Source organism: Candidatus Schekmanbacteria bacterium, from assembly GCA_016219965.1.
Taxonomy (GTDB): Bacteria; Schekmanbacteria; GWA2-38-11; order GWA2-38-11; family J061; genus JACRJM01.
In genome coordinates, this window is record JACRJM010000017.1 from 45,001 (window position 1) to 46,458 (window position 1,458).

Sequence of the window (1,458 nt, forward strand, 5' to 3'; positions counted from 1 at the left end):
CGCAACTCCAAATGCACAACGCACACGGGCTTTCACATGCATTCAGTTTTGGCTGTTTCTCTTTCGCTCGCCGCTACTCAAGAAATCGAAATTTCTTTCTTTTCCTTAGTTTACTGAGATGTTTCAGTTCTCCCAGTTCGCCTCTCTAACCTATGAATTCAGTTAGAAATGCTTCGATATTTAATTCGAAGCGGATTACTCCATTCGGAAATCTCCGGATCAAAGCCTGCTTGACGACTCCCCGAAGCTTATCGCAGTCTACCACGTCCTTCATCGCCTTCCAGCACCAAGGCATCCACCATATGCTCTTAGTAGCTTAGCCACCAAATCTAATTTACAAATTATCAAAGAACAATGAACGTTTTCTATCATTAGATAGAAAATTTATCTGTTGAAACATGGAGGTGAGCGGGTTCGAACCGCTGACCCCCTGCGTGCAAGGCAGGTGCTCTCCCAGCTGAGCTACACCCCCGTTTTACCTGATTTTTTTTACTTCATGCGTTTGGGCCTAGGTGGAGTTGAACCACCGACCTCACGCTTATCAGGCGTGCGCTCTAACCAACTGAGCTATAGGCCCTAATTAAGTGCCAGACATACTTCATCACAAAAAAGAACTTTTGTTCTTTATCATACTTCGTATATTACAGCTCTTTTCAGGGTCTTTAGTCAATTGCTATCCAGCCGAAGCCTCGCACTCAACTAATTAATATTAGAATTATCATAATTGTAAGACTTTTAGCCTGGAGTATATTCAACCTCAGGAATTTTACTCCCTAGAAAGGAGGTGATCCAGCCGCAGGTTCCCCTACGGCTACCTTGTTACGACTTCACCCCAATCATTAACCATACCTTCGGCGCCTACCTCTCTGATTGCTCAAAGTTAGCCCAACGACTTCTGGTACAGTTAACTTTCGTGGTGTGACGGGCGGTGTGTACAAGGCCCGGGAACAGTATTCACCGTGGCGTGCTGATCCACGATTACTAGCGATTCCACCTTCATGGAGTCGAGTTGCAGACTCCAATCCGAACTGAGGCAGGTTTTTGGGATTAGCTCCCCCTCGCGGGTTTGCAACCTTTTGTACCTGCCATTGTAGCACGTGTGTAGCCCTGGATATAAAGGCCATGAGGACTTGACGTCATCCCCACCTTCCTCCGACTTTCCGCCGGCAGTCCCCCTAGAGTTCCTCTCGACGAATCGAGTTTGGCAACTAAGGGCAAGGGTTGCGCTCGTTGCGGGACTTAACCCAACATCTCACGACACGAGCTGACGACAGCCATGCAGCACCTGTCTTCCCATTTCTCTTACGAGACACTTCCATATTTCTATGGAATTCGGGAGATGTCAAACCCAGGTAAGGTTCTTCGCGTTGCGTCGAATTAAACCACATGCTCCACCGCTTGTGCGGGCCCCCGTCAATTCAATTGAGATACAACCTACAGGCCGAACTTCCCAGGCTG

2 tRNA genes, 1 rRNA gene and 1 other annotated feature (1 of these 4 only partly in view) are annotated in these 1,458 nt (G+C 47.8%); all 3 genes read right to left on the reverse strand.

The features are described from left to right. Positions 1 to 332: ribosomal RNA gene (locus HZA77_16285) — 23S ribosomal RNA — on the reverse strand; it reaches 2,688 nt to the left of the window's first position. Between the two features lie 67 nt (positions 333 to 399). Further along, positions 400 to 472: transfer RNA gene (locus HZA77_16290), tRNA-Ala, on the reverse strand. A 31-nt stretch (positions 473 to 503) separates the two neighbouring features. Then, a tRNA-Ile gene (locus HZA77_16295) sits at positions 504 to 577 on the reverse strand. A gap of 197 nt (positions 578 to 774) precedes the next feature. Beyond that, positions 775 to 1,456: a sequence feature (possible 16S ribosomal RNA but 16S or 23S rRNA prediction is too short), on the reverse strand. Positions 1,457 to 1,458 lie beyond the last annotated feature (2 nt).